This is a genomic window from Paraburkholderia sp. Ac-20336 (assembly GCF_017105025.1).
Lineage (GTDB): Bacteria > Pseudomonadota > Gammaproteobacteria > Burkholderiales > Burkholderiaceae > Paraburkholderia.
In genome coordinates this window covers 1-25,691 of sequence record NZ_JAAGPS010000108.1, presented here as the reverse complement: position 1 = coordinate 25,691, position 25,691 = coordinate 1, and the positions used below count along the sequence as shown (strand labels likewise).

At 66.1% G+C, this 25,691-nt stretch carries 19 protein-coding genes and 2 pseudogenes; 14 read left to right on the top strand and 7 right to left on the bottom strand.

From position 1 onward, the window contains the following. A pseudogene (locus tag GXB81_RS24060) lies at nucleotides 1-215 on the top strand (carbon monoxide dehydrogenase); the annotation flags it as partial. Nucleotides 216-412: 197 nt separating this feature from the next. After that, nucleotides 413-1,045: a cysteine hydrolase family protein gene (locus GXB81_RS24055; RefSeq protein ID WP_205990518.1), complete on the top strand. Its 633-nt coding sequence runs from the start codon at nucleotides 413-415 to the stop codon at nucleotides 1,043-1,045. A gap of 67 nt (nucleotides 1,046-1,112) precedes the next feature. Here GXB81_RS24055 and GXB81_RS24050 read toward each other — a convergent pair whose 3' ends face one another. Further along, nucleotides 1,113-1,754 carry a TetR family transcriptional regulator gene (locus GXB81_RS24050; protein ID WP_167040874.1) on the bottom strand — a complete coding sequence of 214 codons (642 nt, stop codon included), beginning with the start codon at nucleotides 1,752-1,754 and terminating at the stop codon, nucleotides 1,113-1,115. A 427-nt stretch (nucleotides 1,755-2,181) separates the two neighbouring features. Between GXB81_RS24050 and GXB81_RS24045 the strand changes: the two genes are divergently transcribed. From GXB81_RS24045 to GXB81_RS24035, 3 genes are read left to right on the top strand one after another with little or no spacing between them, the layout of a single operon-like run. Next, nucleotides 2,182-3,423, top strand: a complete 1,242-nt coding sequence (locus GXB81_RS24045) for an efflux RND transporter periplasmic adaptor subunit (protein ID WP_205990517.1) — start codon at nucleotides 2,182-2,184, stop codon at nucleotides 3,421-3,423. An 18-nt stretch (nucleotides 3,424-3,441) separates the two neighbouring features. Continuing rightward, on the top strand, nucleotides 3,442-6,663 hold the full coding sequence (locus GXB81_RS24040) for an efflux RND transporter permease subunit (protein ID WP_167040880.1): 3,222 nt from the start codon (nucleotides 3,442-3,444) through the stop codon (nucleotides 6,661-6,663). A gap of 1 nt (nucleotide 6,664) precedes the next feature. Beyond that, nucleotides 6,665-8,185, top strand: a complete 1,521-nt coding sequence (locus GXB81_RS24035; protein WP_167040883.1) for an efflux transporter outer membrane subunit — start codon at nucleotides 6,665-6,667, stop codon at nucleotides 8,183-8,185. A 372-nt stretch (nucleotides 8,186-8,557) separates the two neighbouring features. On the opposite strand, the gene GXB81_RS24030 is transcribed toward GXB81_RS24035, so the two are convergent. Further along, nucleotides 8,558-9,967 (bottom strand): nucleobase:cation symporter-2 family protein, encoded by a 1,410-nt coding sequence (locus GXB81_RS24030; RefSeq protein ID WP_205990516.1) that lies wholly within the window; start codon nucleotides 9,965-9,967, stop codon nucleotides 8,558-8,560. Between the two features lie 529 nt (nucleotides 9,968-10,496). Here GXB81_RS24030 and GXB81_RS24025 point away from each other — a divergent pair. The 3 genes from GXB81_RS24025 to fghA all read left to right on the top strand — a co-directional run bounded on the left by GXB81_RS24025 (nucleotide 10,497) and on the right by fghA (nucleotide 14,748). Then, a complete protein-coding gene (locus GXB81_RS24025) occupies nucleotides 10,497-12,155 on the top strand; it encodes an FGGY family carbohydrate kinase (RefSeq protein ID WP_205990515.1) in 1,659 nt (552 codons plus the stop codon). A 616-nt stretch (nucleotides 12,156-12,771) separates the two neighbouring features. Beyond that, complete coding sequence (locus GXB81_RS24020; RefSeq protein WP_028197996.1) at nucleotides 12,772-13,878, top strand: S-(hydroxymethyl)glutathione dehydrogenase/class III alcohol dehydrogenase; 1,107 nt, start codon at nucleotides 12,772-12,774, stop codon at nucleotides 13,876-13,878. 15 nt (nucleotides 13,879-13,893) lie between these two features. After that, nucleotides 13,894-14,748 carry an S-formylglutathione hydrolase gene (gene fghA, locus GXB81_RS24015; RefSeq protein ID WP_205990514.1) on the top strand — a complete coding sequence of 285 codons (855 nt, stop codon included), beginning with the start codon at nucleotides 13,894-13,896 and terminating at the stop codon, nucleotides 14,746-14,748. A 94-nt stretch (nucleotides 14,749-14,842) separates the two neighbouring features. Here the strand turns inward: fghA and GXB81_RS24010 are convergent, their stop codons facing one another. Genes GXB81_RS24010 through GXB81_RS24000 form a run of 3 tightly spaced genes read right to left on the bottom strand, consistent with a single transcriptional unit; the run spans nucleotide 14,843 to nucleotide 17,602 of the window. Further along, nucleotides 14,843-15,625 carry a metal ABC transporter permease gene (locus GXB81_RS24010; RefSeq protein WP_167040895.1) on the bottom strand — a complete coding sequence of 261 codons (783 nt, stop codon included), beginning with the start codon at nucleotides 15,623-15,625 and terminating at the stop codon, nucleotides 14,843-14,845. Beyond that, nucleotides 15,618-16,631 carry an ABC transporter ATP-binding protein gene (locus GXB81_RS24005; RefSeq protein WP_241016490.1) on the bottom strand — a complete coding sequence of 338 codons (1,014 nt, stop codon included), beginning with the start codon at nucleotides 16,629-16,631 and terminating at the stop codon, nucleotides 15,618-15,620. Before GXB81_RS24005 ends, GXB81_RS24010 begins: the two co-directional genes overlap by 8 nt. Further along, nucleotides 16,628-17,602, bottom strand: a complete 975-nt coding sequence (locus GXB81_RS24000) for a metal ABC transporter solute-binding protein (protein ID WP_205990513.1) — start codon at nucleotides 17,600-17,602, stop codon at nucleotides 16,628-16,630. The genes GXB81_RS24005 and GXB81_RS24000 overlap by 4 nt, the downstream gene beginning before the upstream one ends. A 337-nt stretch (nucleotides 17,603-17,939) precedes the next feature. Between GXB81_RS24000 and GXB81_RS23995 the strand changes: the two genes are divergently transcribed. From GXB81_RS23995 to ugpC, 6 genes are all read left to right on the top strand, one after another. Continuing rightward, nucleotides 17,940-18,722 carry an L-iditol 2-dehydrogenase gene (locus GXB81_RS23995; RefSeq protein ID WP_205990512.1) on the top strand — a complete coding sequence of 261 codons (783 nt, stop codon included), beginning with the start codon at nucleotides 17,940-17,942 and terminating at the stop codon, nucleotides 18,720-18,722. Nucleotides 18,723-18,883: 161 nt separating this feature from the next. Further along, on the top strand, nucleotides 18,884-20,206 hold the full coding sequence (locus GXB81_RS23990; protein WP_167040903.1) for a sugar ABC transporter substrate-binding protein: 1,323 nt from the start codon (nucleotides 18,884-18,886) through the stop codon (nucleotides 20,204-20,206). Nucleotides 20,207-20,483: 277 nt separating this feature from the next. Beyond that, entirely contained in the window at nucleotides 20,484-21,419 is a 936-nt protein-coding gene (locus tag GXB81_RS23985; RefSeq protein ID WP_167283984.1) for a sugar ABC transporter permease, read from the top strand. Further along, nucleotides 21,416-22,303 carry a carbohydrate ABC transporter permease gene (locus GXB81_RS23980; RefSeq protein WP_205990511.1) on the top strand — a complete coding sequence of 296 codons (888 nt, stop codon included), beginning with the start codon at nucleotides 21,416-21,418 and terminating at the stop codon, nucleotides 22,301-22,303. Before GXB81_RS23985 ends, GXB81_RS23980 begins: the two co-directional genes overlap by 4 nt. Before the next feature lie 53 nt (nucleotides 22,304-22,356). Then, nucleotides 22,357-23,040, top strand: a complete 684-nt coding sequence (locus tag GXB81_RS23975) for an HAD family phosphatase (RefSeq protein WP_240162822.1) — start codon at nucleotides 22,357-22,359, stop codon at nucleotides 23,038-23,040. Nucleotides 23,041-23,120: 80 nt separating this feature from the next. Continuing rightward, complete coding sequence (gene ugpC / locus GXB81_RS23970) at nucleotides 23,121-24,227, top strand: sn-glycerol-3-phosphate ABC transporter ATP-binding protein UgpC (RefSeq protein WP_167040915.1); 1,107 nt, start codon at nucleotides 23,121-23,123, stop codon at nucleotides 24,225-24,227. Nucleotides 24,228-24,463: 236 nt separating this feature from the next. Here the strand turns inward: ugpC and GXB81_RS23965 are convergent, their stop codons facing one another. Further along, nucleotides 24,464-25,420 carry a sugar-binding transcriptional regulator gene (locus tag GXB81_RS23965; protein WP_167040918.1) on the bottom strand — a complete coding sequence of 319 codons (957 nt, stop codon included), beginning with the start codon at nucleotides 25,418-25,420 and terminating at the stop codon, nucleotides 24,464-24,466. 76 nt (nucleotides 25,421-25,496) lie between these two features. Further along, nucleotides 25,497-25,691: pseudogene (locus GXB81_RS23960) on the bottom strand (xylulokinase); the annotation flags it as partial.

The following is a 25,691-nucleotide window of genomic DNA, read 5'->3' as shown; positions in this document are numbered from 1 at the left end:
GATCTCCGATCGCGCTGGGCGGCATCGCGCGGCGCACGCGCGTCGATCACGGCAATGCGCTGACCGGCCGCGCGGCGAGCGCATCGCATAGCTGGCCGCATGGCGGCGCGCAGCACGAGCCCGGACAGCACGCCGTGCCGAACTGGGCGTGGGCCGGGATGATTTTCTTCGTCGCGCTGCTGCTGTACCTCGTGCGCTGGATCAGCGAGCACTGATACCTCGGGCCGTGCCCGGGGGCTCAATGTACGGATGGCTCCCGCGCGGGTGCTGCGACGAAACCCCGGCGTGGCGCCAGGTGTCGATCGTGGGCCGATAATGCGGGCTTCGTCGCCCCGCGCCGAGCCAACCACGTCGCAGCGCGCGGCGCCCACTTCTATTTCCGGATTTCCCATTTCCAGCAAGGAGCTTTTCCATGACCACGCCGCGCCGCGCGTTGATCGTCATCGACGTGCAGAACGAATACGTAACCGGCGATCTGCCGATCGAATTTCCGGATGTGCAGACGTCGCTCGCCAATATCGGCCGGGCGATCGACGCGGCGCGTGCCGCCGGCGTGCCGGTCGTGGTCGTGCAGAACATCGCGCCGGCGACCTCGCCGTTGTTCGCGCGCGGCAGCGCGGGAGCGGAGTTGCACACGGTGGTGACCTCGCGCGCGCACGACCACCATGTCGAGAAGTCGCTGCCGAGCGCCTTTGCCGGCACCGATCTGGCCGACTGGCTCGTCTCCCGTCAGATCGACACGCTAACCGTCACCGGCTACATGACGCACAACTGCGACGCATCGACGATCAACCACGCGGTGCATGCCGGGCTCGCGGTCGAATTCCTGCACGACGCGACGGGCTCGGTGCCGTACGAGAACAGCGCGGGTTTTGCGAGCGCGGAGGAGATTCATCGCGTGTTCAGCGTGGTGCTGCAGTCGCGCTTCGCGGCGGTGGCGAGCACGGATGCGTGGATCGCGGCGGTACAGGGCGGCGTGCCGCTCGAGCGCAGCAACATCTATGTGTCGAATCAGGCGGCGCGGGCGCGCAAGGCGCTTGCCTGAATCCCGCGGACGGCGGTGGCGGTACGCATGAATCTGCGTGCCGCATGAACCGGGTGGCTCGGGCCGCTCAGGCCACCTTTCTGCGCAACGCGGGGCTCAGGCGCAGCGCGTCGAAGATGCCTTCCACCATCTGCTGCGCGTGCGTGCCGAAATCGGTGGCGTCGGGCAGGAACAGCATGTCGCGCAGCGCGCCGCCGACGAACGAATGGACCATCGCCGCGGCGAGCTTCGTGTCGAGATCCTCGGGCAACTGTCCCTTGGAGATCGCGTTGCGCAGACCGCCTTCGATTTTCGTCAGCCCTTCGCGCATATTGGTCTGATAGCGCTCCATCATCGGCCCCATGTCCTCGACCAGCTCGCATTTCAGAAACAGGATGTCGAACACGCGGCGGCGGCGCGGGTCGTTGGCGGTGTCGCGCAGACAGACCATGCAGACTTCCACGAGACGCCCGAGCGGATCGGTTTCGTTCGGGTCGAGCGAGGCGGCCTTCAGTTCGTCGAGCGGCAGCAGCACGCGGTCGAACATCTCGTTGAACAGCTCGCTCTTGTGCGCGAAGTGCCAGTAGATCGCCCCGCGCGTGACGCCCGCGGCCTGTGCGATATCAGCCAGCGAGGTGCGCGATACGCCTTTCTCGAAAAAGACCAGTTCGGCCGCGTCGAGAATCCGGTTGCGCGTCTCCAATGCCTCTTCTTTGGTTTTTCTGGCCATATTAGGAATGACTTGCCCTGATTGCGGGGTTTCCCCGGGCTGTTTTAAGTCAGCCCGATGACAATCTGACTACTATTAAGCGAATAGCGAAGCGAACTTGCAAGTCCCCGGCCCGCAAGAGAAGTAAACGCACTTTTACATGCATTCGTGAATGTATATATAATAGCATCCCACGATTGGATAGCCCAAGCCGGGATCAACGGTTAATATCCGTCACTGTTGCCTTTCAGAACGCTGTTGCGCCGTGCCGGAAAGCGTGGCGCCGTGCGGCATTCCCGGGTTCGCACATTTCACACAGGTGCCCCTGCAGGCGCGGTTCGCATTCACGGGCTACCGGTCAAGCGTCGCAAGACGCATGTGTGCGCAGTCGTCCCCGGGGTAGGGATGCGCGCACTTTTTCTTCTCAGTCTTTGACAGAGGTTGCTCCATGCGCGTCGAACGGGTTCCATTCCGCTTAATCAGTGCCGCGACGGCTGCCATCTTGCTGGCGGCATGCGGACCAAAACAATCTGCCCCGCCGCCCCAGACGCCCGAAGTCGGCGTCGTCACCCTCCAGCCGACGACCGTGCCGGTCGTCACCGAACTCCCCGGCCGCACCAGTGCGTTCCTCGTCGCGCAAGTCCGCGCACGGGTGGACGGCATCGTGTTGCACCGCGAGTTCACGGAAGGCAGTCAGGTCAAGGCGGGTCAACGCCTCTACAAGATCGATCCGGCACCGTACATCGCCTCGCTGAATAACGCGAAGGCGTCGCTCGCGAAGGCGCAGGCGAACCTCGTGTCGACCACCGCGCAGGCCAACCGCTACAAGGTGCTGGTCGCCGCCAACGCGGTCAGCAAGCAGGACTACGACAACGCGGTTGCCGCCGAAGGCCAGGCCGCCGCCGATGTCGCCGCCGGCAAGGCCGCGGTCGACACCGCGCAGATCAACCTCGGCTATACCGACGTAACCTCGCCCGTGACCGGCCAGATCGGCGTGTCGCAGGTCACGCCGGGCGCGTACGTGCAGGCGAGCCAGGCCACGCTGATGGCGACGGTCCAGCAGCTCGATCCGGTCTACGTCGACCTCACGCAATCGAGCCTCGACGGCCTGAAGCTGCGCCGCGAAGTGCAGGAAGGGCGTCTGAAGACGAGTGGCCCGGACGCGGCCCAGGTGTCGCTCGTGCTCGAAGACGGCCGGGTCTATCCGGAGAAGGGAAAGCTGCAGTTCACCGACGTCACCGTCGACCAGAGCACCGGCTCGGTCACGGTGCGCGCCATCTTCAAGAACGCGGACCACGTGCTGCTGCCGGGCATGTTCGTGCGCGCGAAGATCGAGGAAGGCGTGAACCAGAACGCGCTCATCGTTCCGCAAATAGGCGTCACGCACGACCAGAAGGGTCAGCCTACCGCGCTCGTCGTCGATACCGACAACAAGGTCGAGCTGCGTCCGCTCGTCACCTCGGGCACGTTCGGCTCGTACTGGGTGATCGCAGACGGCCTGAAGGCCGGCGACCGCGTGATCGTCCAGGGCACCGACAAGGCGCGCCCCGGCCAGCAGGTCAAGCCCGTGCCGGCGCAACTGCCCGGCGATGCGGCTTCCGGCGCGGCCGCGCAAGGCGCGCCGGCCGCCAGCGGCGCGCAACCGGCGCAACCCGCGGCTCAACCCGCTTCCGCTGCATCGGGCGCGTAATAACAGGGAGCCCGCTTCATGGCAAAGTTCTTTATCGATCGCCCGATTTTTGCCTGGGTGATCGCCATCATCCTGATGCTCGCGGGTATCGCGTCGGTGTTTACGCTGCCGATCGCGCAATACCCGACCATCGCGCCGCCGTCCATCCAGATCAGCGCAACGTATCCGGGCGCCTCGGCAAAGACGGTGGAAAACACCGTCACGCAGGTGATCGAGCAGCAGATGAGCGGTCTCGACCACCTGCTGTACCTCGCGTCGACCTCGGACGATTCGGGCACGGCAACCATCACGCTGACGTTCGCGGCCGGCACCAACCCTGACATCGCGCAGGTGCAGGTGCAGAACAAGCTGCAGCTCGCCACGCCGCTGCTTCCGCAGGCGGTGCAGCAGCTCGGCACCAAGGTCACGAAGTCGAGCAGCAGCTTCCTGCTGGTGATGGCGTTCGTCTCGACCGACGGCAGCATGTCCAAGTACGACCTCGCGAACTACGTGGCGTCGAACATCGAAGACCCGGTCAGCCGTATCGACGGGGTCGGCACGGTGACGCTGTTCGGCTCGCAGTACGCGATGCGGATCTGGCTCGACGCGAACAAGCTGAACAACTTCTCGCTCACGCCGGTCGATGTGCAGGCCGCGCTGCAGGCGCAGAACGTGCAGGTCGCGGGCGGCGCGCTCGGCGGCACGCCGTCGGTGCCGGGCCAGGTGCTGCAGGCCACGATCACCGAGGCGACGCTGCTCAATACGCCCGAGCAGTTCGGCAACATCCTGCTGAAGGTCAATCCGGACGGTTCGCAGGTGCGTCTGCGCGACGTGTCGCACATCGAGCTCGGCGGCGAAAACTACAACTTCGACACCAAGTACAACGGCCAGCCGACGGCAGGCTTCGGTATCCAGCTCGCTACGGGCGCGAACGCGCTCGCCACTGCGAAAGCGGTGCGGGCAAAGGTCGCCGAACTGTCGAAGTACTTCCCGCACGGTCTCGTCGTCCAGTACCCGTACGACACGACGCCGTTCGTGCGCCTGTCGATCGAGGAAGTGGTCAAGACGCTGCTCGAAGGTATCGTGCTGGTGTTCCTCGTCATGTACCTGTTCCTGCAGAACCTGCGCGCCACGCTGATCCCGACGATCGCGGTGCCGGTGGTGCTGCTCGGCACGTTCGCGATCATGAGCGTGGTCGGCTTCTCGATCAACGTGCTGTCGATGTTCGGCCTCGTGCTCGCAATCGGCCTGCTGGTGGACGACGCGATCGTGGTGGTGGAAAACGTCGAGCGGGTCATGCAGGAAGAGGGCTTATCGCCTCGCGAGGCAACCCGCAAGGCGATGGACCAGATCACCGGCGCGCTCGTCGGCGTGGCGCTCGTGCTGTCGGCGGTGTTCGTGCCGGTGGCGTTCTCGGGCGGCTCGGTCGGCGCGATCTACCGGCAGTTCTCGCTGACGATCGTCGCGGCGATGGTGCTGTCCGTGCTCGTCGCGCTGATTCTGACGCCGGCGCTGTGCGCGACGATCCTCAAGCCGATTCCGAAGGGGCATCACGAAAAGGCCACCGGTTTCTTCGGCTGGTTCAACCGCACCTTCAACGCGAGCCGCGACAAGTACCACTCGGGCGTGCACCACGTGATCAAGCGCTCGGGCCGCTGGCTCATCATCTACATGGTGGTGATCTTCGCGGTCGGCCTGCTGTTCGTGCGTCTGCCGAAGTCGTTCCTGCCTGATGAAGACCAGGGCACGATGTTCGTGCTCGTGCAGACGCCGACCGGCTCGACTCAGGAAACCACGGCGCGCGCGCTGAAGGACGTGTCCGACTACCTGCTCAACGACGAGAAGGCAATCGTCGAGTCGACCTTCACGGTGAACGGCTTCAGCTTCGCCGGCCGCGGCCAGAACGCGGGTCTCGTGTTCGTGCGGATGCGGGACTACGGCGAGCGCCAGCATGCGGACCAGAAGGTGCAGGCGCTCGTGGGCCGTCTCTTCATGCACTTCAGCAGCTACAAGAACGCGCTCGTGTATCCGGTCAATCCGCCGTCGATTCCTGAACTCGGCACGGCAGCGGGCTTCGACTTCCAGCTGCAGGACCGCGCCGGTATCGGTCACGCGAAGCTGATGGAAGCGCGCAACATGCTGCTCGGTCTCGCCGCGAAGGACCCGACGCTCGCGCAGGTGCGTCCGAACGGCCTGAACGACACGCCGCAGTTCAAGGTGAACATCGACCACGAGAAGGCCGCCGCGCTTGGCGTGTCGCTCGCCGCGATCGACCAGACGTTCTCGATCGCGTGGGCGTCGCAGTACGTCAACAACTTCCTCGATACCGACGGCCGGATCAAGAAGGTGTACCTGCAGGGCGACGCGCCGTTCCGCATGAAACCGGAAGACGTGAATGCCTGGTTCGTGCGCAACAACGCCGGCACGATGGTGCCGTTCTCGGCCTTCGCGAGCACCGAGTGGACGTTCGGTTCGCCGAAGCTCGAGCGCTACAACGGTATCTCGTCGGTGGAAATCCAGGGCGCGGCCGCACCGGGCAAGTCGACCGGTCAAGCCATGGCGGCGATGGAAGCGCTCGTCACGAAGCTGCCGCCCGGCGTCGGCTACGAGTGGACGGGGCTGTCGCTGCAGGAACGCCAGTCCGGTTCGCAGGCGCCGATCCTGTACGGCATCTCGATCCTCGTCGTGTTCCTGTGTCTCGCGGCGCTGTATGAAAGCTGGTCGATCCCGTTCTCGGTGATCATGGTGGTGCCGCTCGGCGTGATCGGCGCACTGCTGGCCGCGACCTTGCGCGGGCTCGAGAACGACGTGTTCTTCCAGGTGGGTCTGTTGACCACGGTCGGCCTGTCGGCGAAGAACGCGATTCTGATCGTGGAATTCGCGCGCGAACTGCAGCAGGGCGAAGGCATGGGGCCGATCGAGGCCGCGCTCGAAGCGGCGCGTCTGCGGCTGCGCCCGATCCTGATGACCTCGCTCGCGTTCATTCTCGGCGTGCTGCCGCTCGCGATCAGTAACGGCGCGGGCTCGGCCAGCCAGCACGCGATCGGCACCGGCGTGATCGGCGGTATGTTGACGGCGACCTTCCTCGCGATCTTCATGATCCCGATGTTCTTCGTCGTGATCCGCGCGAAGTTCGGCGGCGAGAAGGAAGACCCGGACGAGGCGCTGCGCCACTACGAACAGCACCATCCGCATGAACCGCAGGGTGGCGGTTCGGCAGGCGGGTCGGCTGACCATGACTCGGGCAAGGATGGACATTGAGATGCAAAAACATTCTTTGATTGCAGTGGCGGTCGCGCTGCTCGCCGCGGGTTGCACGATGGCGCCGCACTACGAGCGCCCCGCCGCGCCCGTCACGGCGACCTTCCCGACGGGCGGCGTGTACGACACGCAGCCCGGCGCTCCGGGCGCGCGCAGCGCGAACGGCCAGGCCGCCGCCGACATCGGCTGGCGCGAGTTTTTCGTCGATCAGCGCTTGCAGCGGCTCATCGAAATCGCGCTGAAGAACAACCGTGATCTGCGTGTGTCGGTGCTGAACATGCAGGCGTCGGCCGCGCAGTACCGGATCGTGCGCGCAGGTCTGTTCCCGACGCTCAATGCCGCGGGGTCGCAAAGCCGGCAGCGCACGCCGCGCGACCTGCTGATCTCGCCCAACGGCCCGACCATTTCCAACACGTATTCGGTGGGGCTGAATGCGTCGTGGGAAATCGACTTCTTCGGGCGCGTGCAGAGCCTCAAGGACCAGGCGCTGGCGACGTATCTCGGTACGGCGCAGGCGCGCAAGGCCGCGGAAATTTCGCTGGTCTCGCAGGTCGCGAACCAGTACCTGACGCTGCTCGAACTCGACGATCTGCTGAAGGTCACGCAGGACACGCTGACGAACGCGCAGGAGTCGTACCGCATCACGAAGCTGCAGTTCGACAACGGCACGGGTTCGGAACTCGATCTGCGCCAGGCGCAAACGGTCGTCGAGACCGCGAGCGCCAATCTGCAGGCGCAGGCGCGTTTGCGGGCGCAGGCTGAAAACGCGCTCGTGCTGCTGGTCGGCGAGCCGTTGCCGGCCGATCTGCCGCCGGGCTTGCAGCTGAACGACCAGAATCTGCTCACGGACATTCCGGCGGGCTTGCCGTCCGACCTGCTCACGCGCCGTCCCGACATCATGGAGGCCGAGGAGAACCTGCTCGCGGCCAACGCGAATATCGGCGCGGCGCGCGCGGCGTTCTTCCCGAAGGTCTCGCTGACCGGCAGCTTCGGCACGCTGAGCCCGACGCTCGGCGGGCTGTTCAAGCCGGGCTCGGCGGCGTGGAGCTTCGCGCCGTCGATCACGCTGCCGATCTTCGAGGGTGGCCAGAACATCGCCAACCTCAATCTCGCCAACATCGAGAAGAACGTGCAGATCGCCACGTATGAAAAGGCGATCCAGACGGCCTTCCGCGAAGTGGCGGACGGGCTTGCGGCGCGCGGCACCTACGATCAGCAGATTCAGGCGCTCGAGCGCAATACGTCGGCCGAGCAGCGTCGCCTCGATCTGTCGAACCTGCGCTACAAGAACGGCGTCGACAGCTATCTGTCGGTGCTGACCGCGCAGACCGATCTGTATTCGTCGCAGCAGTCGCTGATTACCGCGCGCATGCAGCGCCTCGAAAACCTGGTCACGCTGTACCAGGCGCTCGGCGGCGGCTGGATCGAGCACACCGGCGACCAGCCGCGTCCCGCGGACGCGCCGGTCGACTACGGTGCGGCGAGCGCGCCGGTCGCAGCTTCGGCGGCGACGGCGGGGTGAGCGTCGGCAGTCGGTAACGTGCTGGCGCGGCGGCGCCCGGCGAAGTAGAGGGAACCGCCCACCGCTCGCGCAAGCAAGCGGCGCAGCAAACAGAAAAGCCACGGCGTGCCGTGGCTTTTCTGTTTGTGTGCGGTATCCGTCGCGCCGAGAAGCCGAATGGGCTTCAAGCGAGGCGATGGCAAATCAGGTGGCAGTAGATGAGCGGGGCCGGTACTTGCTCGGCGACGCTCAAAGCACAATCCACGGTGCCCAGCGTCCTGCCATGGCGCGATTCATCGCCTGCGCCTGCGCTTGCGTCGAAGACTTCACCCACGACACGGCGAACCCAAACCGAAATCCAAACCCGAACCCGCCGCCGGCACCCACCAAAGCTCAATGCAAATCCGCCGCCCGCAGCATCTCGTTATGCGGCGGCTCGCTGCCCGCGCTCGTGTCGAGATCGTGTCCGGCGCGGCGGATCTCGCAGCGCGCCTTCTTCTCGCTCTTCACGCCGTTGAAGATCAGGTTCAGCACGACCGCCGACACTGACGCCAGCAGAATCCCGCTATGCAGCAGCGGCGACAGCGCCGGCGGCAGTTGCGAGAAGAAGTGCGGCGACACGACCGGCACGAGCCCGAGGCCGATGCTGACCGCGACGATGAACAGGTTGTGGTGATTCTTCACGAAGTCGACGCGCGAGAGCACCTTGATGCCGTTCGCCGCGACCATGCCGAACATCACGATGCCCGCGCCGCCGAGCACGAACGCCGGCACCGAGGCGACCACCTGCGCCATCTTCGGGAACAGGCCGAGCAGCACGAGGATCACGCCGCCCACCGCGCAGACGAAGCGGCTCTTCACGCCGGTCACGCCGATCAGTCCGACGTTCTGCGAAAACGACGTATGCGGGAACGAGTTGAAGATGCCGCCGATCAGCGTGCCGAGCCCGTCGACGCGCAGGCCGCGCACCAGCGTCTTCTGATCGACCGGACGATTGACCATGTCGCCGACCGCGAGGAACATGCCCGTCGATTCGATGAACGTGACGAACATGACCGTGACCATCGTCGCGATCGAGAGCGGGTCGAAGTGCGGCAGACCGAAGTGGAACGGCATCACGAAGCCGACCCACGGCGCGTGCGTGACGCCGTCCATGTTGACGCGGCCGAGCAGCAGCGCGATCACGAAGCCGGCGACGATGCCGAGCAGCACCGAGATATTGGCGACGAACCCCCGGGCAAACTTGTTGATGAGCAGGATCAGCGTCAGCACGAGCAGCGACAGGCCAAGGTAGACCGGATTGCCATAGTCGGGATTGCCGACGCCGCCCGCCGCCCAGTTGATGCCGACTTCCATCAGCGAGAGGCCGATCACCGAAATCACGACGCCGATCACGACCGGCGGGAAGAAGCGCAGCAGCTTGCCGACCATCGGCGCGGCCAGAATGCCGATCACGCCGGCCGCGATCGTCGAGCCGAAGATGTCGAGAATGCCGAGCGAGGGATTGGTGCCGATCGCGACCATCGGCCCGACGGCCGCGAACGTGCAGCCCATGATGACGGGCAGACGGATGCCGAAGATCCACAGCCCGAGCGTTTGGATCAGCGTGGCGATGCCGCACGAGAACAGGTCGGCGCTGATCAGGAACGCGATCTGGTCTTTCGGCAGCTTGAGCGCCGCGCCGATGATGAGCGGTACCGCGACTGCGCCGGCGTACATGACCAGCACGTGCTGGATGCCGAGGGTGAGCAACTGGCCCGCGGGCAGGCGTTCGTCGCACGGGTGAACCGTGTTCGCTTGCATATCGTCTGTCTCCACCATCTGTTTTGGAATGACTCCAAGGTATCGGGGACGAAAATCCGCTACAAGACCGCGCGCGGCTATTCCGGCATTCCCGGTGACGATATGCGCGGGCCTCGTTTGAAAGCCGGATCGAAGGCCGGCACGCGGTTTATCGTGGCTGCATCCCCGGCGGATCGGCGGCGGGCCCTGTGTGGCGGCGAGTGCGGGCAGGGTGCGCCGGCGCGCGGCACGGATGCGTCGCGCGCGGGGATATGTGTGAGAATCAATAACGTGTATCTCGCTCGCAGCATAGTCCTGTTTTGAGATGGTTCGCGGCATGGCGGGGTTAACCCGCGTTTGGCGGGTTTGCGGTGCTTGCGGGCCGTGCGCCGGACGTTGCTTCTGGCCGCGTGTTTTGCGGCGCTTGGGGGGCTGTTTCCAGTTGCGCTTCCAGCCGCGCCTCCGGCCGCGCTTCTAGCCATGTTTCCAGCCGCGTTTCCTGCTTCGCTTCCAGTCCCTCCTTCATCCTTATTTCGACGTCCTCGCACCCATGAGTTTTCTCGGCATCGACCTCGGCACCGGTTCCCTCAAAGCGGCAGTCGTCGACGAACACGGCCGCGAGCAGGCGGTGTCGAGCGTCGCTTATGCGTTCGATACGCCGCGCGCGGGCTGGGCCGAGATCGCGGTAGAGACGTGGTGGAACGCGCTCGTCGAGGCGCTGGCGCGTCTGCCGCGGCATCTGCGCGACGATGTGCGGGCGATCGGCCTGTCCGGCCAGATGCACGGCGTCGTGCTGCTCGATGCGCACGGCGAGCCCGTGCGTCCCGCGCTGCTATGGCCCGACTCGCGCGCGCTCGATCTGCTCGACGCGTGGCCCGAGCCGCAGCCGAATCCGGTCGCGCCTGGCATGGCCGGTCCGCTGCTGCGCTGGATCGTGCTGCATGAGCCGCAGACCGCGCGCCGCACGCGTTGGGCGGTGCAGCCGAAAGACTGGCTGCGCGTCGCGCTCGGCGGCGCGTTCGCGACCGATCCGTCCGATGCTTGCGCGACCGCGCTCGCCAGTCCGGCCGGCGTGTGGGATGCGGCGCTGCTCAAGCGGCTCGGGATTCCGCGCGACTGGTTCGCGCCGCTCGCGCCGTCGTATGCGGCGGCCGGTGTGCTGTCGCAGAGGGCCGCGCAGGCACTCGGCTTGCGCGCCGGCATCGTGCTCGCGACCGGCGCCGCCGATACGCCGTGCGCGGCGCTCGGCAGCGGACTCGCGCAGGACGGCGATGCGCTGCTGACCACCGGCACGGGCGGACAGATCATCGTCCTCGCGAGCGGCGAGCCCGTGGCGGTGAAGGGGCTGCATCGCTATCGCGCGGCCAGCGATCACTGGTATCGGATGGCGGCGATGCAGAACGTCGGCATTGCGCTGGAGCGTGTGCGCGGCTGGCTGTCGTATGAGTGGGTGGATGCGTATCGCGAGGCGTTCGGTGATGCCGTTGCCGATGTGTCCGGCGCTGTATCTGGTGGTGCCGCGAACGGCAAATCCGCCGGGTCCGTCAGCGGGGCGTCCGGCGAGCCGATGAGCGCGGTATCGAGCGCGAGTTTCGGCGCGAGTGCCGACACGCCCACCGGCGCTGACCTCGGCGCTGACAGCAACGCCGCCCTCAGCGCTGCCCCCACCCGGACAACTCGCCCGGCAACCCACGGCGAATCCCGCGCATCTTCGGGCCTGACCTTCCTTCCGTACCTGACCGGTGAGCGCACGCCGTGGCTCAACCCGCAGGCGCGCGGCGGCTGGCTCGGCCTCTCGCTCGAACACACGCGCGGCGCGATGATGCGCGCCGCGTTCGAAGGCGTTGCGTTCTCGCTGCGCGCCGGGCTCGATGCGGTTCGCTCGAGCGGGGCCACGGTCACGGCGCTCAAGCTCGCGGGCGGTGGCTCGGTCGATCCACGCTGGCGTCAGCTGCTCGCCGATGCGCTCGACGTCGAGCTGCATGCGGTCGACTGTCCGAACGCGGCACCGCGCGGTGCCGCGATACTCGGCGGCCTCGCGAGCGGTCATTGGCATGCGCGCGATCTCGCCGCGCTCGCGCCCGGCGCGACGCGCGTGGCGGGTCCGCGAGGCGATGCGGCGCTGGCGGAGCGCTATGCACGCTTCGTCGATCTGTATGGCCGCGTCGAGCCGTGGTTCGGTGGTACGACGCAGCGCGAAGCCCGGTAGCGGTAGCGGCGATGAACGCGGCGGCCGTCCCGGCGAGCACGAGGCCATGCTGCGGCAACGTGTACTGGCATGGCAAAGTACGGCGATGGGTGCTGCAACGGCGTTGCAACGAATCCTGGACGGCGAGGCAACAAGCACGGCAATGAATATTGCAAAACGCACGGCAACACACCTGGTAGCGACCGCGGCAACGACTACGGCAACACACTTGGCAACGACCGCGGACAACGACCGCGGACAACGACCGCGGCAACAAGCAACGCACGAAGCGCAGTCACCGAGCATGCTCTCGCCCCACACTTTGCAATACCATTACGCTTTTCGCGCGCCAAGCCGCCGCCCGGTATGCGATGCCGCAGGACGCGACATCGCCAATCGCGAGCCGTGCAGGCAGCAAGCAACAGCAAGCAGTAGCGAGCAACAGCAAGCAAACAGCAGCAAGCAACGGCTCGCACGAGCCCGGCCGCAGCGCAAGCATGGTCCCGGCTCACGAACCAGAACACGCAGTCGAACACGAAGCAGCGCACGAACCAGAACACGCGCGCGCCGCGGCATCCCGATCCGCGACGCGCTCCGCACAATCAAACCGACTCACGGACCCACAGGAGCATTGACGATGAAGACCAAAGCAGCAATCGCATGGAAAGCCGGCGCCCCGTTGACGATCGAGGAAGTCGATCTCGAAGGTCCGCGCGCCGGTGAAGTCCTGATCGAAGTGAAGGCGACGGGCATCTGCCACACCGACTACTACACGCTGTCGGGCGCCGACCCCGAAGGCATCTTCCCGGCGATTCTCGGCCACGAAGGCGCGGGCGTGATCGTCGATGTCGGTCCCGGCGTCGGCACGCTGAAAAAGGGCGATCACGTGATTCCGCTTTACACGCCCGAATGCCGCCAGTGCAAGTTCTGTCTGTCGCGCAAGACCAACCTGTGTCAGGCGATCCGCTCGACGCAGGGCAAGGGCCTGATGCCCGACGCGACCTCGCGCTTCTCGCTCGACGGCAAGCCGCTGTTTCACTACATGGGGACGTCGACGTTCTCGAACTACATCGTCGTGCCGGAGATCGCGGTCGCGAAGGTGCGTGAAGACGCGCCGTTCGACAAGATCTGCTACATCGGCTGCGGCGTGACGACCGGCGTCGGCGCGGTCGTGTATTCGGCGAAGGTCGAGGCGGGCGCGAACGTGGTCGTGTTCGGGCTCGGCGGCATCGGCCTCAATGTGATCCAGGGCGCGAAGATGGTCGGCGCGGACAAGATCATCGGCGTCGATCTGAACCCGGGCCGCGTCGAACTGGCGAAGAAGTTCGGCATGACGCACTTCATCAACCCGAACGAAGTCGAGAACGTCGTCGATCACATCGTGCAGCTGACCGACGGCGGCGCCGACTACTCGTTCGAATGCATCGGCAATACCAAGGTGATGCGCCAGGCGCTCGAATGCACGCACAAGGGCTGGGGCCAGTCGTTCATCATCGGCGTCGCGGCGGCCGGCGAGGAGATCAGCACGCGGCCGTTCCAGCTCGTGACGGGCCGCGAGTGGAAGGGCTCGGCGTTCGGCGGCGCGCGTGGCCGCACCGACGTGCCGAAAATCGTCGACTGGTACATGGAAGGCAAGATCAATATCGACGACCTGATCACGCACCGTCTGCCGCTCGAACGCATCAACGAGGGCTTCGACCTGATGAAGAAGGGCGAGTCGATCCGTTCGGTCGTGCTGTACTAAGCGAGGAGCGCCGCGATGCTCGAACTACTCTCGTCGCACGCCAGCCATGGCGGCGAGCAGCGCTTCTACCGGCACGAGTCGCGCACGATCGGTCTGCCGATGCGCTTCTCGGTCTATCTGCCGCCGCAGGCCTTGCATGAGAACGCGGGACGTGTCCCGGCGTTGTTCTATCTGGCCGGACTGACCTGCACGGAAGAAACGTTTCCGATCAAGGCCGGCGCGCAGCGCTTCGCGGCCCAGCACGGCATCGCATTGATCGCGCCGGACACGAGCCCGCGCGGCGCGAACGTGCCGGGCGAGAGCGATGCATGGGACTTCGGCGTCGGCGCGGGTTTTTACGTCGACGCGACTGCAGAGCCGTGGTCGAAGCACTACCGGATGTACTCGTATGTGCGCGACGAACTGCGCGAGACGGTCGTGAGCGAGTTGCTGGTCGATGGCGCGCGCCTCGGCATCTTCGGTCACTCGATGGGCGGGCACGGCGCGTTGATGCTCGCGCTGCGCAATCCGGACCTCTATCGGTCGGTGTCGGCGTTCGCGCCGATTGCGGCGCCGGTGCGTTGCCCATGGGGCGAAAAGGCGTTCGGCGGCTATCTCGGCAACGACCGCGAAGCGTGGCGTCAGTACGACGCGAGCGAACTGGTTGCGCAGGCATCGCACAAGTTCGCGCAAGGGATTCTTGTCGATCAGGGCCTCGCGGATCAGTTCCTGCCGACGCAGCTGAATCCCGACGTGTTCGAAGCCGCGTGCAAGGCCGCGGGTCAGCCGCTGACGTTGCGCCGTCATGCGGGTTATGACCACGGCTACTACTTCATCTCGACCTTCATCGAAGATCACCTTGAGCATCACGCGAAGGTGTTGCTCGGCTGAAAATGCCATAAAACACGGTGTGAAATGAAGAGCGGCGGCACGTGCAGAAAATGCACGTGCCGCCGTTTTCTTATGTGACCGGAGTAAGCGCCGCTCAATGCCGCTTCAGCAAACTCCCGCCATACACGAGCGCCGATAGCACCGTGATCCAGAAGCTCGTCGGCCAGTCGGTATAGAACGCGAGCGTCAAGCCGAGCCATGCCTGCGCGAGCGCGAACACGGCAGCAAGCACGAGCCCGGTGGAGAGCCGCGTGCTCAGATTCTGCGCGGCGGCGGCCGGGCCGACCATCAGCGTGAACACGAGCAGCACGCCGACGATCTGCGTGCAGGCCGCCACGGCCAGCGCGGCGATCGCGAGAAACAGCACCGACACGCGGCGCAGCGACACACCCTTCGCTTCGGCCAGTTCCGGTTGCAGCGAGGCGAACAGCAGCGGCCGCATGATGGCCGCGAGCGCCGCGAGGCTCACCACGCCGAGCGCCGCGAGCACGCCGAGCGTCGACGCATTCACGCCGAGCACGTTGCCGAACAGCAGCGCCGTGACCTGGGTCGCGTAGGCGGTGAAGAAGTGCAGAAACAGCAAGCCGAAACCGAGCGACAGCGAAAGAATCACGCCGATCGCGACGTCGCGCCCCGCCAGCCGCTCGCCGAGCGCGCCCATGCCGACGCCGGCCGCGAGCGTGAAGCCGATCATCCCCCAGATCGGCGAGATGCCGATCAGCACCGCGCCGGTCGCGCCGGTGAAGCCGACGTGCGAGAGCGCGTGGCCGGCGAAGGTCTGTCCGCGCATCACGAGGAAATAGCCGACCACGCCGGCCAGCACCGCGACGATCCCCGACGCCGCGAATGCGTTCACCATGAAATCGTATTCAAACATCGTGCTTGTGTCCGTCGCGTGAGTCGTGCGGGTTCGAATGGCCGTGCGAGGGTTTGTGCGCATGACCGTGGCCGTGGTCGTGCGAGTGAGAATGAGCGTGCGAATGTCCGCCGTCCTCGTCGTGTTCATGCTCGTGATCGTGCTTCTCGACTTCGACGCCGCCCGACATCACGAAGATGCGGCCATTAACGCGCATCACGTCGATCGGCGAGCCATAGAGGCGCGACAGTACCGGCCGCGTAATGACCTCGTCGACGGTGCCGAGCGCCGCGACGCCGCTGCCGAGATACAGCACGCGATCGATCGAGTTCAGGAGCGGATTCAGTTCGTGCGCGGAGAACAGCACCGCGATGCCGAGCTCCTGCTGCACGCGCCGCACGAGTTCGACGACGCTCTTCTGATGATGCGGATCGAGGCTGATCAACGGTTCGTCGAGCAGCAGCAGCTTCGGGTTGCCGAGCAGGCACTGCGCGAGCAGCAGCCGCTGCCGCTCGCCGCCCGACAGCTCCGACAGCGGCCGTTTGGCGAGGCCGGTTGCGCCGACCAGTTCGAGCACGCGATCGACGTCCGCGCGCGTTTTCGCATCCGCATGCGGCAGGCCCCAGCGATGACCGTCGGCGGCCATCGCGACGAAATCGCGCCCGCGCACGCGGCGGCCCGCGAGGGCGCTGCGCGTCTGCGGCATGTAGCCGATCGAGGCATTGCCGCGCTCGACCGCCTGCCCGAGCACGCGGATCGTGCCGCCCGCGGCCGGCACGAGGCCGAGCACCGCGCGCATCAGCGTCGTCTTGCCCGCGCCGTTCGGCCCGAGCACGCCGATGAACTCGCCCTGGTTCACGACGAAGCTGGTGTCGCGCAGGATCGTGCGTTCGCCGAGTTCGAGCGTCACGCGCTTGAGTTCGAGCACGGGCGTGTCGCGTCGGACGGCGCCGGCGGCGGTGGTGGGTGTTCCGGGCGACGGGCCCGTTGAAGTACCCGCTGGCGCATGGCGGCCAGTCGAAGTCATGGAGTGGTTCCTTTGGCGCTTGCGCCTTGTGCCGCGTTCGTGTCGCCCGCGGCGAGCGCCTTGCCGAGCGCGTCGAGCTGCGTGAGCATCCACGTCTGATAGGTCTTGCCGGCCGGCAGCGTTTCGGTGACGCTCAGCGTCGGGACCTTCGATTGTTGCGCGAGCTTCAGCATGCGTTGGGTCAGCGCCTCGGTGGCCTGGCTGTTGTAGATCAGTACGCGCACGCGCTGGTCGCGCAGGTCGCGTTCGAATGCGGCGATATCGGCCGCGCTTGCTTCGGTGTCGTTCATCGTGGCGAGCTGGAAGCGCTGGTTGCGCATACCGAGGCCGATCGCGTCCGACATGTAGCCGAACACCGGCTCGGTCGCCGTGACCGGCAGGCCCGCATAGCGGCCGTGCAGTTCGGCGACCTTCGCGTCGATCGGCTTCAGCGAATCGAGAAACTTCGCGAGGTTCGCATCGTACGCCGACTTGTGCGCCGGGTCAGCCGCGCCGAGCGCGTCGTGGATCGCGCGCGCGACTTTCGGCATCGTCGCCGGGTCGTACCACAGGTGCGGATTGTCGCCGCCTTTCCTGCCGGTGAGGTCGGCCGCGACGATCACGGTGCGCTGCGCGCCTTTCGAAGCGGCCAGCAATTTTGCCATCCACGGATCGTAATCGGCGCCGTTGTAGACGACAAGGCTCGCATGCTGCAACGCGCGCGCGGTGGCCGGGCTCGCTTCGAACAGATGCGGGTCCTGGTCCGGATTGCTGAGGATGCTCGTCACGTCGACGCGCTCGCCGCCGAGTTGCCGCACCACGTCGCCGTAGAAATTTTCCGCCGCGACCACCGGGATTTTCGCGCCGGCCTGAGCTTCGGCGGCGAACGCGCCGTGGCCGACGGCGAGGGCGGCGAGCCCGGACGCCAGCAGATACTTCGACAGCTTCAGCGCGCGCTGCGCCCCGGTCAACATCGAGCCGATTCGTTTCATCGTGGTGTCCTGTTGCGTGAGAGTTGAATGAGCCACCTGGCGTGGCGGTGACGAATACGCGGGAAGACGCGGCGACGCCTTCGGGCGGCAACCGCTTGCGGATCGCCGCGCAAGAGTGCGATGAGGCCGAAATGATATAACGTATCGCGATTTTTGTCGTCAGGCCGTGTGGGCGGCCGCGCCGCCGCTCCTGCCGCGCTGCACCATCGAAATCTGGCGAGGCGCCTTGACATGACCCGGTCCGTATCCGATCATTCGATCATCAACGGAGCAATTGCTCGATCAATGAGCGTTCGCTCACTGCGCAGCGGAATGCAAAACGAACCGGAGACAGGCCGTGGCGGCACGATTGCAGGACAAAGTGGCGATTCTGACGGGCGCGGCAAGCGGCATCGGCGAGGCCGTGGCCCGGCGCTATCTCGACGAGGGCGCGCGCTGCGTGCTCGTCGACCTGAAGCCCGCCGACAGTTTCGGCGCCGCGCTGCGCGCCGCGCACGGCGAGCGCGTCTTCTGCGTAAGCGCCGACGTTACGCGCCGCGACGACATCGCCCGCATCGTGGCGGCCGCGCTCGAACGCTTCGGCCAGATCGACATCCTCTTCAACAACGCGGCGCTGTTCGACATGCGCCCGCTGCTCGACGAATCCTGGGACGTGTTCGACCGGCTCTTTTCGGTCAACGTGAAGGGCATGTTCTTCCTGATGCAGGCGGTGGCGAGCCGGATGGTGGAGCAGGGCCACGGCGGCAAGATCATCAATATGTCCTCGCAGGCCGGCCGGCGCGGCGAGGCGCTCGTCTCGCATTACTGCGCGACCAAGGCGGCGGTGCTGAGCTATACGCAGTCGGCGGCGCTCGCGCTCGCGCCGCACAAGATCAATGTGAACGGCATCGCACCCGGCGTTGTCGATACGCCGATGTGGAGCGAGGTCGACGCGCTGTTCGCGCGCTACGAAAACCGGCCGCTCGGCGAGAAGAAGCGCCTCGTCGGCGAGGCGGTGCCGCTCGGCCGCATGGGCCTGCCCGACGACCTGACCGGCGCCGCGCTGTTTCTCGCCTCGGCCGATGCGGACTACATCACCGCGCAAACGCTGAACGTCGACGGCGGCAACTGGATGAGTTGAGGAACGGACCGGGAGCGGGCACCTTGCCCGCTCCCGGCGGCGCGTCACTTGGCGAAGCGAATGCGCGAAATGAACGCGCAAAGCGAACGTGCAAAGCGAACGCGCGAAACCAAAGCAGCACGACATAACGTACCCAGAACGTACCCAAAAAGGAGACAGCAATGAAACCCGCTCTCAAAACCGCGCTGAAGGCGCTGAGTGCCGGCGCGGCGACCTGCTTCGCGCTGAGCGCGTCGGCGGCGACCATCACGATCGCCACGCTGAACAATCCGGACATGATCGAGCTGAAGAAGCTCTCGCCCGCATTCGAAAAGGCGAATCCGGACATCAAGCTGAACTGGGTGATCCTCGAGGAAAACGTGCTGCGCCAGCGCGCGACGACCGACATCACGACCGGCAGCGGCCAGTTCGACGTGATGACGATCGGCGCATACGAAACGCCGCAGTGGGGCAAGCGCGGCTGGCTCGCGCCGCTCACGAACCTGCCCGCGAGCTATGACCTCGACGACGTCGTGAAGACGGCGCGCGACGGTCTCTCCGCCAACGGCCAGCTGTATGCGCTGCCGTTCTACGTCGAAAGCTCGATGACCTATTACCGCAAGGACCTGTTCGACAAGGCCGGCCTGAAGATGCCCGATCAGCCGACCTACGACCAGATCGCGCAATTCGCCGACAAGCTCACCGACAAATCGAAGGAACAGTACGGCATCTGCCTGCGCGGCAAGGCGGGCTGGGGCGAGAACATGGCGTATGCGACCACGCTCGTGAACACGTTCGGTGGCCGCTGGTTCGACGAGAAGTGGAACGCGCAACTGACCTCGCCGGAATGGAAGAAGGCGATGACGTTCTACGTCGATCTGCTGAGGAAGGACGGCCCGCCGGGAGCGAGTTCGAACGGCTTCAACGAGAACCTCACGCTGATGTCCTCGGGCAAGTGCGCGATGTGGATCGACGCGACCGTCGCGGCCGGCATGCTCTACAACAAGCAGCAGTCGCAGATCGCCGACAAGGTCGGCTTCGCCGCGGCGCCGGTCGAGGTCACGCCGAAGGGTTCGCACTGGCTGTGGGCCTGGGCGCTGGCGATTCCGAAGTCGTCGAAGCAGGCCGACGCGGCGAAGAAGTTCATTACGTGGGCGACCTCGAAGGACTACATCGGGCTGGTCGCGAAGGATGAAGGCTGGGCCTCGGTGCCGCCGGGCACGCGCCAGTCCACCTATGCGCGCCCCGAGTACCGGCAGGCCGCGCCGTTCGGCGACTTCGTGCTGAAGGCGATCCAGACGGCCGACCCCGATCATCCGACGCTCAAGCCCGTGCCGTACACCGGCGTGCAGTTCGTCGGGATTCCCGAGTTCCAGTCGTTCGGCACGGTGGTCGGCCAGAGCGTGTCGGGCGCGATTGCCGGTCAGATGACGGTCGATCAGGCGCTCGCGGCCGGCAATGCCGCCGCCGATCGCGCGGTGAAGCAGGCCGGATACCAGAAGTAACGCGCGAAGCAACGCGAAGAGCAAGACGAGAAGCAACGCATCGACTCGCGCGGGCGTGGCCGCAAGCAACCGGTCCGGCGGCCCACTCCCACGTCGATCGATGCGTCACACGCCGGCCGATCCACGTCGGCCGGCTCCCGCAGTACAGCGGGCCGTTCGCCTGCGCCGCGTTTCGTGCGGCTTACGAGGCTCACGTGGCACGCCATCGCACATGATGCCGATGACGTCCGCGCGGTTCAGGCGAACGCCCCGCGCATTACCGAACAGGTGATCCATCATGCGTCCTTTGCGCCTGCCCCTCATGCAAGCTCCTCCTCAGTCCGAAAAAGAACGCGAAGCCCGCAAGGCGAATTCGGCCCGCTGGCTCGTGATGCCGTCGGTCGGCGTACTCGTGCTGTGGATGGCGATTCCGCTCGCGATGACGATCTGGTTCTCGTTCTCGCGCTACAACCTGCTGAATCCGGACCTGCGCGGTTTCGCCGGCCTCGACAATTACCGCTATCTCGCGACCGATCCGTCGTTCATCCCGTCGATCGTGCACACGATCGAGCTGATCGTCTCGGTGCTCGTCATCACGGTGGGCGGCGGCGTGCTGATGGCGGTGCTGTTCGACCGCAAGTTCTACGGCCAGGGCGTCGCGCGGCTGCTCGCGATCGCGCCGTTCTTCGTGATGCCGACCGTCTCCGCGCTGATCTGGAAGAACATGATCCTGCACCCGGTGTACGGCCTCGTCGCGCAAGCGATGCGCGCGCTCGGCATGCAGCCGGTCGACTGGTTCGCCGACTATCCGCTGACCGCGGTCATCATGATCGTCGCGTGGCAGTGGCTGCCGTTCGCGTTCCTGATCCTGTTCACGGCGATCCAGTCGCTCGACCAGGAGCAGAAGGAAGCCGCGAAGATCGACGGCGCGGGTCCGTTCTCGATGTTCTTCTACATCACGCTGCCGCATCTGAGACGCGCAATCGCGGTCGTGGTGATGATGGAGACGATCTTCCTGCTGTCGATCTTCGCCGAAATCTATACGACCACGGGCGGCGGTCCGGGCAATGCGACCACCAACCTGTCGTACCTGATCTTCTCGCTGGGCCTGCAGCAGTTCGACGTCGGTCTCGCCTCGGCGGGCGGCATTCTCGCGGTCGTGCTGGCCAATATCGTGTCGTTCTTCCTCGTGCGGATGCTCGCGAAGAACCTCAAAGGGGAGTACGAAAAATGAGCCACGCTGCTTCTACGCCCACCTCTACGTCTGCCTCGACGACGCAGCCGGTTGCGGTGCCGACCAAATCGCCGTTCGAGACGGTGACCCGCGCCATTCCCGGCGTGATCGCCTGGCTCGTTGCGCTGCTGCTGTTCTTCCCGATCTTCTGGATGACGATCACCGCGTTCAAGACCGAGCAGCAGGCCTATTCGTCGTCGCTGTTTTTCACGCCGACGCTCGACAGCTTCCGCGAGGTGTTCGCGCGCAGCAACTACTTCTCGTTCGCGTGGAACTCGGTGCTGATCTCGGTCGGCGTCACGCTGCTGTGCCTGATTCTCGCGGTGCCGGCCGCCTATGCGATGGCCTTCTTCCCGACGCGCCGCACGCAGAAAGTGCTGCTGTGGATGCTCTCGACCAAGATGATGCCGTCGGTCGGCGTGCTGGTGCCGATCTATCTGCTGTGGAAGAACAGCGGCCTGCTCGATACGGTGTCGGGTCTCGTGATCGTCTACACGCTGATCAATCTGCCGATCGCGGTGTGGATGTCGTTCACGTACTTCGCCGAGATTCCGCGCGACATTCTCGAAGCCGGACGCATCGACGGCGCGGCGACGTGGCAGGAGATCGTCTATCTGCTGATGCCGATGTCGCTGCCGGGGCTTGCCTCGACCGCGCTGCTGCTCGTGATCCTGTCGTGGAACGAGGCGTTCTGGAGCATCAATCTGTCGAGTTCGAACGCGGCGCCGCTGACCGTGTTCATCGCCTCGTATTCGAGCCCCGAGGGCCTGTTCTGGGCCAAGCTCTCCGCTGCATCGCTGCTCGCGGTCGCGCCGATCCTGATCGTCGGCTGGCTGTCGCAGAAGCAGCTGGTGCGCGGTCTCACGTTCGGGGCGGTCAAATGACGGCAGGTGCGCAACAAGGCGCGGGCGCGTCTGTGGACACGGCGGCGGCCGGCATGCGTCAATTCGCGTTGATCTGCGATTGCGACGGCGTGCTGATCGACAGCGAAGCCGTGGCCGCGCGCATGCTCGTGCGCGAACTCGAAGCGCGCTGGCCCGGCGCCGATGTCGAAGCGGTCGTGCTGCCGCTGCTCGGCCTGCGCATCGAGCGCGTGCTGCGGGACGCAGCGGCGCGGCTCGGCAGGACGCTCGGCGCCGCCGACATCGACGCGATCCGCCGCTCGGTCGAAGCGGCGGCCGTGCAGGCGCCGGCTGTCGACGGCATCGAGGCGGCGCTCGCCCAGGTGCCGCTCGTCAAAGGCTGCGCGAGCAACAGCTACCGGCCTTATGTCGAGACGGTGCTGGCGCGCACGGGTCTCGCGCGCTTCTTCGGCGACCGCCTGTACTGCGCCGACTCGGTGCCGAATCCGAAGCCCGCGCCCGACGTCTATCTCGCGGCGGCGCGCGGCTTCGGTCTCGCGCCGGGTGCGTGCCTCGTCGTCGAAGACAGCGTGACCGGCGCGACGGCGGCGACGGCGGCGGGCATGACGGTGCTCGGCTTCGTCGGCGGCGGTCATGCGAGCGATGCGCAGATCGATCGCCTGCATGCGGCCGGCGCGCGTCACGTCTTCGACGACATGCGGCAATTGCCCGAGCTCGTCGCGCAATGGACCTTGAGCGCGACGGCGGCGGCGCCCTGAGCAACGACAGGACTTCCTGATTTAACGACTGGCAGCGGTACGCGTTACGCAGTACGGACAGCATTACACGGAGACACATCATGGCAAGCCTAACTTTGCGCAACATCAGAAAGGCCTACGACGACAACGAAGTGATGCGCGACATCAACCTCGACATCGCGGATGGCGAGTTCGTCGTGTTCGTCGGGCCGAGCGGTTGCGGCAAATCGACCCTGATGCGGATGATCGCGGGCCTCGAAGACATCACGAGCGGCGACCTGAATATCGACAACGTGCGCATGAACGAGGTGCCGCCGGCCAAGCGCGGCATCGCGATGGTGTTCCAGTCGTACGCGCTGTATCCGCACATGACGCTCTACGACAACATGGCCTTCGGCCTCAAGCTCGCGGGCGCGAAGAAGCCCGAGATCGACGCGGCCGTGCGCAATGCCGCGAAGATCCTGCATATCGACCATCTGCTCGATCGCAAGCCGAAGCAGTTGTCGGGCGGCCAGCGCCAGCGCGTCGCGATCGGCCGCGCGATCACGCGCAAGCCCAAGGTGTTCCTGTTCGACGAACCGCTGTCGAATCTCGACGCGGCGCTGCGCGTGAAGATGCGCCTCGAATTCGCGCGTCTGCACGACGAGCTGAAGACGACGATGATCTACGTGACGCACGACCAGGTCGAGGCGATGACGCTGGCCGACAAGATCGTCGTGCTGTCCGCGGGCAACCTCGAACAGGTCGGCACGCCTACCATGCTCTATCACGCGCCCGCGAACCGCTTCGTCGCGGGCTTTATCGGCTCGCCGAAAATGAACTTCATGGAAGGCGTCGTGCAGTCGGTGTCGAGCGACGGCGTGACCGTGCGCTACGAAACCGGCGAGACGCAGCGCGTCGCGGTCGATCCGGGCACGGCGAAGCAGGGCGACAAGGTGACGGTCGGCATCCGGCCCGAGCATCTGCATGTCGGCACCGAGGACGGCATCGACGCGCGCACGATGACGGTCGAATCGCTCGGCGACGCGGCGTATCTGTACGCGGAGTCGAACGTCGCGCCCGATGGCCTGATCGCGCGGATTCCGCCGCTCGAACGGCATGCGAAGGGCAACGTGCTGAAGCTCGGCGCGACGCCCGAGCATTGCCACCTGTTCGACAGCGAAGGCAAGGCGTTCCAGCGCAAGATCGTCGAGGTGCTGGCGGCGTGAGCGCGTGATTGCGCGATTGGGTGAAGGCAGGGGCGGGCGGCATGCGCGCCGCCTGCCTCGATCAGGCCGCGTGGTTCGAGCGGGACGGGCGGTGAACCTGCCCGGGCGTGGCCGCGCTCAGCTATCTGACGAAGCGTGCTCGCGAGGCGTGGGTGCCGAATGAGCGCCGAACGAGTACCGAATAAGCGTCGATCAAGCCGGCGCGCGAGGCAACGGCCTCGCGCGCCGGCGTTTCCTCAAGCCTTCGACGCTTCCAGCGCGGCCCTCGCGCACAACTCGTCGGTGACGAGTCCCGACAACCAGCCCCCCTTGAGCACTGCGATCAACGCCTCGCGCTTGCGCTCGCCGCCCGCGAAGCCGATGGTCGGGCGGCGCGGCGGCGCGTCGAGCACGACGCTCGTCACGCGCCGGCCGGTCGGCGATTCGACGTGCGCGCCGGCTGCATCGATCGGCAAGCCGAGCATTTCGGCGATCGCGTGGTTCTGCATCAACTCCTTCACTTCCGCCGACGTGATGAAGCCGTCCTCGTGCAACGGGCAGTTGAGGCCGATATTGCCGATGCCGACGAACGCGACGTCGGCCTGCGCGGACAGCGATTCGACGACCCGATACAGCCGGTGATTGCACCACTGCGCGCGCTCGGCCTCGCTGTCGGCGAGCAGCGGCGCGGGCAGCAGGAAATGCTTGCCGCCCGTTTTCTCGGAAATGCGCAGCGCGACGTCGTAGCGGTTCGAGGAGCCGTCCTGGGCGATCGCCCCGACCATCGACACGAGCCGGTGCTGCGGACGGTCCAGCTGCGCGATCTGATCGACCGCGGCCTTCAGCGTGCGGCCGCTGCCGACCGCGACGACCATCGGCTTTTCCGCGTTCAGATAGCGTTCCATGACCTGCGCGCCGGCCACGGCGAGCTTGCGGTCGACTTCCTCGGAGGTGTCGCCGTCGATCGGCACGACTTCGCAGAGATCGAGCCCGTAGCGCTTCGACAGCTGATCGGCGAGCGACAGGCAATCGGCCAGTTGATGATCGACGCGCACACGGATCAGGTTCTTTTCGACCGCGAACGCGACGAGCCGCTGCGCGACCGGCCGCGAGACCTGCAGCTTCTCGGCAATTTCGTTCTGCGTATTGCCGGCGACGTAGTAAAGCCAGGCGGCGCGTGTGGCGAGATCGAGTTTTTCGGTGGACTTGGGCACGATGGGTTTCGCTGGAAGTGTGCCGATGAAAGCGGCCGGCTCCGCTGCTGCGCGGATGCCGGCCGGCTGGAGCGCTTCAGGCGAGCGGCGCGCGCGCGGGATCGAACAGCGGCCGCACGTGGCGGTAGAGCGCGCGATACGCGTCGAGCCGCGTGCGCAATTGCGCGTGACGCTGCGGATTCGGCGTGAACTGCTTTTCGACGGGCGGCTTGGTCAGCACCGTGGCCGGGTCGCCGCCGGCGGCGAGCCAGCCGAGACGGGCCGCGCCGAG